This window comes from Adlercreutzia shanghongiae (assembly GCF_035830635.1).
Lineage (GTDB): Bacteria > Actinomycetota > Coriobacteriia > Coriobacteriales > Eggerthellaceae > Adlercreutzia > Adlercreutzia shanghongiae.
Genome location: NZ_JAYMFI010000001.1, coordinates 471,273 through 479,225 on the forward strand (window position 1 = coordinate 471,273; position 7,953 = coordinate 479,225).

Consider the following 7,953-nt stretch of genomic DNA (forward strand, 5'->3'; position numbering starts at 1 on the left):
AGAGAGATCGGTGCGCCCATGGAGCTGAACGTCACCCTGACGGATTTAATGGATGCCGTCGACCGCGAATCGAAGTTCGCGGACTACGGCTATTTCCTCGACCCCAACACCGGCGTCACGCATTTTCTCTGGGACGGGGAAGCCGACGAGTACGACGACCCGGCGCATTTCGAGGAGCTCTCGGAGCGCACAGACGAGCTCATCCAGCTGCCCGACCGCTCCATGACCGACCTGTACTCCCGCGCCGAGGACTTCACCGCCCTGCGCGTTGTGGACAGCAAGCAGCGCGCCAGGCTGGCCCGAGCCTGCCGCAAAGCTCGCCGCAAGCGCAATATCGGCTTCTTCCTCAGCGAAATCACGGCCTTGGGCCTGAACGCCGAGCAGCTCGCCTACTGGGACGAATGCGACGAGGAGTTCGTCCGGCACTGGTGCGCCCAGAAAGGCATCGGCATCATTGCCGAGGCTCGTCGTCGTAGGGGCCAAGATGCATGATCTGGGCGCACAGGCCCTCTTCGATGGTCAAAAGTTCGGCGGCCGAGGTGTCGATGCCCTTCTTGCGCGCCGCCTCTTCCTGCGCCCACGCGAACTCCTCGGCTGTCACGAAGTCGGGCAGCCGAATCAGCGCGATCCAGTGGAAGGCCTCCTTGTATTCCTTCTTGAAATCGAATGCCATGGGCCCTGCTTGCGATGCGTCTAGCCTTCCGCCGGACGAACGGGCAGCCACACCTCGCTTTTGCTGTCGGGCGCCGTCATGCCGGGAGTGAGGTAGCGCTCCACATCGGCATGGGTTTCCCAAGTATAGCCAGAACTGGGCAGCCACTCGGCGAGGATGCGGTGCCACAGGCTGTCCATGGCATCGGGCATGGGCCCTTCGCAGGAGAACACCGCATAGGTGGCCGCCGGCACCACACGCTCGGTCATGCCCTCGGGGCACGGCGCCCCCGTTGCAACGGCGCACATATAGCCATCGAAGGCGCCCTTCTCGCAGAACTGCACGCCCAGCAATCCGGCGGGCTCGCTTCCATCCATACACGCGAGCACGTCATGCACGCGCGGTCCTACCGACGCCCAAAATTCGGTGGCCTTCTCACCGGCGCACTCAATGCTCCACGGACCGTTGTCGGCCTGGATGCCCACGACGCGAAACTCGGGGCTCTCGACAATCCGATACTCCATCGCATTTCCTCCTTGCACAGAAAGGGTGAACACGAGGCGCGGATACAGCGCGAGCACGGCGCCAGGCCGGCGAGCGGCACTCGGCGCCACCCCGTGCACGGCCCGAAAAGCCCGGCTGAACGCCGTCGGGGAATCATAGCCGTAGCGCAGGGCCACGTCGATTACCCGATCGCCGCCTTCGCGCAAATCGATGGCAGCCTGGGACATCTTCCGGCGCCGCACGTACTCAGCCAGCGTGGTACCCGCCAAATAGGGGAACATGCGCTCCAACTGAAACGGCGAGCAACCGGCAACGCGAGCCACCGTCGCCACGGAAACGTCCTCAGTCAAATGCGCGTCGATGTAGCGCATGGCGGCGTTCAAATCCTCGAGCCAATTCACACCCGCACCTCCTTACGGTTCACAGCTTACTGCGCGGTCGCCTCCCCCGTCCTCGCATTTCACGAGCAGAAACCGCGCGGGGCGAGCATGATGCGAAAAGCTTCCTTTCATGCTAAGGTGTCGGCGACACACACGTGAGAGAAAGGCTGACTATGGATTTTGTCATCAAGCGCTTCAATGAGCTGGAGCTGGAAGAGTACCACGAGCTGCTGAAGCTGCGCTGCGCGGTGTTCCTCGTGGAGCAGCAGAGCCCCTACCAGGAAGTGGACGACGCCGACAAGGAGGCGATCCACGTGTACTTCCGCAACGACGAGGGCACGATCGGCGCCTACGCCCGGGTGCTGCCGGCCGGCGTCACCCACGAGACGGCCTCCATCGGGCGCGTCATCGCCGTCGAGCGCGGCTGCGGCGCGGGCCGATGCATCATGAAAGAGGCCATCCGCATCGCCCAAGAGGAGCTGGACGCCGACGTCATCACCATCGAGGCCCAGGTGCAGGCCCGCGGCTTCTACGACAAGCTCGGCTTCGTGCAGACCTCCGACGAATTCGACGATGGCGGCATCCCCCACATCGAAATGAAGCTCACGCGCGCCTAACCCATCTTCTACAAATCACACCTTCGAGTCCTGCCGTGTGCTCGCTTGGCAGGGCTTTTTCATGCCGACTACTGCGCCAAAGCGAATTCCCGGATGGTGCGGTCGATGGGCTCCATGAGGGCGACGGCCTCGGCTTCGTCGCGGCAGGTGCGCATGGCGCCGGCGCGGTAGTCGAAGACGATTTCCCCAGAAGCATCGTCCCAGACGAGCAGCTTCGAGAAGAAGTGCCCGTTCTCGTCGGCGCGCCCGCGCTCGCCGCCCTCCAGGTAATCTGCCGCGAACTGGAAGGCATGGCGCGACTGCATGAAGGAGAGCTTGCCACGGATGTCCTCGAGAAACGGCGTGCCGTCGGAATCGACGACATCGCCGGCATGGTTGCGCAGCCCCGCGATGGCCACGACCGGACGGTCGCCGTCGATGATGGCACCGCCCTTGGCCCTTTTCCGCAGCCGGCGCGGCGCCGGCGCATCGGCGAGCCAGGTATCGGGACGCTGAGGCTCTTGTTCGGCTGCGTACTCTTCGGCCAGCGAGTGCATGGCCGTGCGCACCGACGGGTAGAACTTGAAGTCCTGCATGAGGCGGCGCAGCTCGTAACGGGTGTAGTGGTCGCTCGTCTCCTTGATAGGGCGCACGAGCTTCACGTGCACGCCGCGTTCCATAAGCGAATCGAGCATCTCGTCCAGCTTGTCGGCAGCCGTGGTGTCGATGGTGTCGAGCTTCGAGAGCTTCAAAATGAGCGCCTCGTTGCCGGCGGCGGCCGCCTCTATTTCCTCCACGGCCTTGGCGATGTTCATGAACGAGAGGTTGCCGGACAGCTTCGCCACGCCCAGCTTGAACCCGACGTCGATATCCTTTTTCGCCGGCAGGTCCTCGGGCTTGTAGGGCACCGCCCCCAAAAGCTCCGGGCCCGAGGAATCGATCTTCTCGCGAGCCGAACGCAGGGCCAATGCCAGGATGAAGCCACCCAAAATACCCGCCACCGCGCCAAAGAGCACCACCAGAGCGGCCGACAGCGCGAACACCATGAACTCGCGGCGCGTCTTCAGGGCATAGGTAGATATCTTCCCGAAATCGACGATGTCGAGCAGGGCCACCACAACGATGGCCGACAGGGCACAGCGCGGCAGAAGGCTCATGAACGAGCCGGCAGCGAAGGCCACCACGGCCACGATGAGCGCCGAGAACAAGCTCGCCACCTGGGATACCGACCCCGAGGCAATGCCCGCAGCCGTACGCGACATGGAAGCCGAGCAGGGTGGGCAGCCGATAAGACCCGCCAGCGCGTTGGCGATGCCGAAGGTGCGCATCTCGCCGTCGGGCGCCGGCGCCGGCACTTCTCCAGCCGAGAACGTCTCCACGCACAGCAGCGATTCCAGCGACACCACTACCGCAATGGCGAACCCCGCCAAAAGCAGTCCGACGACATCGAGGCCCTCGGTGTAGACCGTTGCCACCCGGGGCAGCGTTCCCGACACTTCCGTCAGAAACACCACGGGAAACCCCGCCGCCTCAAGACCGTTGCACGCGACCGCGGCCGCCACGAGCACGACGATGGCCGCCGGCACTTTCGGCGCGAATCGCTTCAGCAGGTACATGCCCGCGATGCAGGTCGCCGACACGATGACGCAGGCCGCCGAGGCACCCGGCAGACACGCGGCGATACCGGCAATCTTCTCCACGATGGTGCCCGAGGTGTTTCCCGTCGTGCCCAACAGAAGCGGCACCTGACCGATGACCACGGTAAGGGCGATGCCGAAGATGAACCCGTGCATGACCGGCAGCGGCATACGGCGGATGAAACGCCCGGCCCGCACCCAACCGAGCAGCACCAGAAACAGCGCCGTGAACAGCGTGAGCAGCGGCATGGCGGCAATGATGTCCCTTTGAGCCGTGACGCCCACCGCCGCGAGCATGGAGGCGGTCATGGCGGCCGCGGCCGAGTCCATGCCGAACACCACGCGCCGCGTGGAGGTGAACAGCCCGTAGGACAAAGGCGCAATGATGGAGGCCCACAAACCGTAGATGGCCGGCAGCCCCACCACTTCCGCGTAGCCCATGGCAATGGGAATGGACAGCGCCGCGATGACCAGACCCGCCAGCAGGTCCTTGGGAGCATCGACGGCTCGATACCCCTCCATCGCCCGAATAATCATGCGCCCTCCCCCGTTGTGCGGTGTCGCTCGCCGCGCCCTCGTAAAGCGCACGGTGCGCCCCTGCTTCCTGCAGACAGTATACCCGCAATGCGCCGATGCCGTTTCCGCAGATTGCTCGCTCTTTCTCAGGATTCACGGGAACGCAGTCAGAGTCGCCCGGCCCAAAGGTTCCGAGTTGCGAACAAAACCATCCTGACGCCGCGGGCCGCATCGCCAAGCCTTACCATGGGCCCGTGAAAGAGAGCAGGGGCCCCGCGCATCGACTTCGCCCGCATCAAGGGCGCGCCGCCGCCCGCTCTCCCACGCGCCCCGCGCGGCGAGGCGCCCGGCAGGAATCGAGACTGAAGAAAGGCGAGGGCATGGCGAGAACAGCCCGGGTTATCGTAATTGGCTGCGGCAGCTTCGGCGCCGCTTTGGCCGCTTCCCTTGCGGCGGCGGGACACGAGGTCACGGCCGTCGATATGCGCGAGGACGCCTTCGACCAGCTCGGCGACGACTTCGATGGCGAAACTGTTACCGGCGACGGCAGCAGCGCGCTGGTGCTGGAGGAATGCGGCGTCAAACGGGCGACTCACGTGGTGGCCGCAACAGGCCACGACGCCACCAACCTCCTGATAGCCGAACTGGCAAGCGAGATCTACGGCGTGCGGCATGTGCTGCCCTTGGTGGACGACGACGCTTTCGTGGAGATACTGGAAGATTTGGGAACCGAGCCCATCTGCCCCCATCGCATCTGCGAGAAGGAATTCTACCGCCTTACCGGCCTTGGGCGCGAAGGGGGCGACGAGCAATGAGAGTGGCGCTCGTGGGCGGGCGATCCCGAACCGACTACCTTATGGCCACGCTGGCCGAAAGCGCCGAGGAGGTCGTCGCCATCAACAGCGACCGCGCCTTCTGCGAATACCTCGCAAGCCGCCACGACGGCACCGTGGTCTGGGGCGACGGCACCAAGCGCGAGGTCCTCGAAGAGGCGGGCATCGCGGGATTCGACGTGATCGTGGCCCTCACCGGATACGATGCGGACAACCTCGCCGTCTGCCAGGTGGCGAACCACTTCCTCGGCATTCGCCGCCTGCTGTGCATTGTGGCAAATCCCGAGAACGTGGGGCTCTTCCGCCAGCTGGGAGTCACCGCCGCCATCAGCGGCACCGCCACACTCGCCCAGGCCATTCAGGCAGCTCTCAACGAGGCCTCCCAGGAGCCCATCGGCACGATGCTGGGGCAGACCGGACCTATGGCGCTCTACGACGACGAGGCCCCGACCGAGCGCCTCCTTGGCTCGTGGCACCTTCTCGGGAAGGGCCGCGCGTGAGCCTTCCCTCCGAACACGCAACCGCCCCTGAACCCCTTGCGCCCGCCTTCGGCCCGCCCAGCGACCCGGGGCCGCGCTCCTGCGCGCCCATCGTAAGCTACGTGGGCATCGCCACGATATTCATCGGCATGGCCGCCTTTGCCCCCCTCGCCCTTTTGCCCTTCTACCCCGACGAGACGGCGCTTGCCCCTTGCTTCATCTTTCCGGGGCTGATCGCCATGGCCGCAGGCTACCTGCTGTACTTCGCCGTGCCCAGCCCCAGCCGCGCGTTTCGCCTTTCGAAGGGCCAGGCCGCCGTCTGCACGCTTCTGATATGGGTTATCGCCATCGCCGTTTACGCTGCTCCCTTCGTGCTGGCCGGCATGCTCACCATTCCCCAGGCCGTCTACGAATCGACCAGCGGGCTGACCACGACGGGCCTGAGCGTCGTCGACGTCGACACGTGCCCCCAGGTGCTGCTCTTTCACCGGAGCCTCACCTGTTATCTCGGCGGCGTCGGCCTCGTGCTCATCCTCACCTGCGTCATCACCCCAAGCGGAGGACTCGGCGTCTACAACGCGGAAGGCCACACCGACCGCCTGCTGCCGGGCACGGCCAAGACCGCTCGCATGATTCTGCTCATCTACACCGGCATCATCGCCGCAGGCGTCCTCGCCTACTGCGCGGCCGGCATGAGCCTGTTCGATGCCGTCAATATCTCCATGTGCGCGGTCTCCACCGCCGGGTTCGCCACCCACGCCGAGAGCATCGCCTTTTGGGCCAGCCCCACCATCGAGGCCATCACCATCGTGCTCATGCTCGCCGGGGGCCTCAATTTCCTCGCGCTGTTTCTTCTTCTGCAGGGCAAAGTGCGGGCCTTCCTCACCCATATTGAGACGCCGGTGTATTTCGGCATCGTCGCCGTGGGCTCTCTGGTGGTGGCCGGCTTCTTTTTGGCCCAGGGCGTCAGCGAAAACGCGGCAGAGGCCTTGCGGGACGCTCTGTTCCAGGTATCGTCGGTGCTCACCTCCACCGGCTTTCAGACCATTCCCTCCTTTGTCGATCTAGGCGCGGCGCTGATGTTCCTGTTCATGCTCTTGATGTTCATCGGGGCCGAGGCCCGCTCCACATCGGGCGGCATCAAGGTCTACCGCATCGCCGTGGCGGCGCGGGGCTTGGGCCACGGGCTTCGCCAGCGCTACGGGAACAAGCGCCGCATCACGAGCATCAAGATCAACCGCTTCGGCAAGCGCTCGGTGCTTTCTGCTGACGATATCGAAGAGGCCCAGACCTTCGTCGTCATCTACGTGCTCGTGTTCATTGTCGGCACGTTTCTGCTCATCCTTTGCGGGGCCACGCTGCAGGAGGCCGCGTTCGACTTCGCCTCGTGCCTCGGCAACACCGGCGTGGGCACGGGCTTTCTCGGCCCCAGCGCAAGCGACGCCGCCCTCGACATTGCCAGCCTCGGCATGCTCTTGGGACGTCTCGAGATAATCCCCTTGTTCATGGGCGCAAGTACCCTGGTTGGAATGATAGTGAAAAGGAGGCGCCATGGGCACCAGTAAGGCAAGCAACGCGAAAACGGCCCGGAACAGGCGGATGCGCCGCCTTGCGCGCAACCTGGTCGTCGTCGGCGTGCTCTACGGCGCCGGCATGGCGGCCGTATGGGCGTTCTCGCTCATCAACGTGAGCACGCTTGTGGTGTTCCCCGTGTTCGTTCTGGGTATCCTCATCGCCTGCTTGGAATCGGATTCGGGCCTGTGGGGCGCGCTGCTCGGCGTCGGCTACCTGCTCTCCTACGACTTTTTCTTCACCGAGCCGACCTATGGGCTGAAAGTGCTCAGCCGCACCGACGTGGTAGCCCTGGTCATCTTCCTCATCGTGGCGCTCATCATGGGCATCATCACCCACCGCATGCGCCGCCAGGCGACCATCGCCGAGCGCAACGCCTTGGCCCTCGGACGCCTGAACCGCCTGAGCTGCGGCCTGTTCGAAAGCGCCACCCCCGATGAGGCCTGTCGTTTCTCGGAGGAGTTCCTCTCGAAGGCCCTCGGTCGGTCGATAGTCATCACCCTCGGTCGGCCGTCTTCCGACGCGGAGGCCGCGGCCCTCGACTGCTATGCGCAGCGCTGTCCCACGGGCTTCGGCGAGCTGGGGTACCCCAGCGCGACGCAGAAGTTTCTTCCCTTCGGGCTGAAGGGGCGCATCCGCGGCGTGGTAACTGTGGATTGCGCGCTCGGCGAGCTGGACAGCTCGAGCCGCTCGCTGCTTGCCGCCGTGCTCGCCCAAACGCTCGTGGCCGTGGAGCGCAACGACCCCAGCGAAGAGCGGCGCCCGACACGAGAAGAGTCCGACG

At 65.0% G+C, this 7,953-nt stretch carries 9 protein-coding genes; 6 read left to right on the forward strand and 3 right to left on the reverse strand.

From position 1 onward, the window contains the following. The first annotated feature begins 18 nt into the window (after positions 1 to 18). Positions 19 to 492 (forward strand): hypothetical protein, encoded by a 474-nt coding sequence (locus tag VJ923_RS02075; protein WP_326438030.1) that lies wholly within the window; start codon positions 19 to 21, stop codon positions 490 to 492. Here VJ923_RS02075 and VJ923_RS02080 read toward each other — a convergent pair. Both VJ923_RS02080 and VJ923_RS02085 read right to left on the reverse strand, forming a co-directional pair. Further along, a complete protein-coding gene (locus tag VJ923_RS02080; protein WP_326438032.1) occupies positions 452 to 673 on the reverse strand; it encodes a hypothetical protein in 222 nt (73 codons plus the stop codon). The genes VJ923_RS02075 and VJ923_RS02080 overlap by 41 nt on opposite strands. 20 nt (positions 674 to 693) lie before the next feature. Next, positions 694 to 1,557: an AraC family transcriptional regulator gene (locus VJ923_RS02085; RefSeq protein ID WP_326438034.1), complete on the reverse strand. Its 864-nt coding sequence runs from the start codon at positions 1,555 to 1,557 to the stop codon at positions 694 to 696. A gap of 152 nt (positions 1,558 to 1,709) precedes the next feature. Between VJ923_RS02085 and VJ923_RS02090 the strand changes: the two genes are divergently transcribed. Next, positions 1,710 to 2,153, forward strand: coding sequence for a GNAT family N-acetyltransferase (locus VJ923_RS02090; RefSeq protein ID WP_326438036.1), 444 nt, complete (start codon positions 1,710 to 1,712; stop codon positions 2,151 to 2,153). 68 nt (positions 2,154 to 2,221) lie between these two features. On the opposite strand, the gene VJ923_RS02095 is transcribed toward VJ923_RS02090, so the two are convergent. After that, a complete protein-coding gene (locus VJ923_RS02095; RefSeq protein ID WP_326438038.1) occupies positions 2,222 to 4,306 on the reverse strand; it encodes a SulP family inorganic anion transporter in 2,085 nt (694 codons plus the stop codon). 359 nt (positions 4,307 to 4,665) lie between these two features. On the opposite strand from VJ923_RS02095, the gene VJ923_RS02100 reads away from it, so the two are divergent. From VJ923_RS02100 to VJ923_RS02115, 4 genes are all read left to right on the forward strand, one after another. Further along, positions 4,666 to 5,100, forward strand: a complete 435-nt coding sequence (locus VJ923_RS02100; RefSeq protein WP_326438040.1) for a potassium channel family protein — start codon at positions 4,666 to 4,668, stop codon at positions 5,098 to 5,100. Then, positions 5,097 to 5,618 (forward strand): potassium channel family protein, encoded by a 522-nt coding sequence (locus tag VJ923_RS02105; RefSeq protein ID WP_326438042.1) that lies wholly within the window; start codon positions 5,097 to 5,099, stop codon positions 5,616 to 5,618. The genes VJ923_RS02100 and VJ923_RS02105 overlap by 4 nt, the downstream gene beginning before the upstream one ends. Continuing rightward, positions 5,615 to 7,162, forward strand: a complete 1,548-nt coding sequence (locus tag VJ923_RS02110) for a TrkH family potassium uptake protein (RefSeq protein WP_326438044.1) — start codon at positions 5,615 to 5,617, stop codon at positions 7,160 to 7,162. Before VJ923_RS02105 ends, VJ923_RS02110 begins: the two co-directional genes overlap by 4 nt. Further along, the coding region (locus VJ923_RS02115; RefSeq protein ID WP_326438046.1) for a DUF4118 domain-containing protein at positions 7,149 to 7,953 on the forward strand (805 nt) is incomplete at its 3' end. The genes VJ923_RS02110 and VJ923_RS02115, both read left to right, overlap by 14 nt.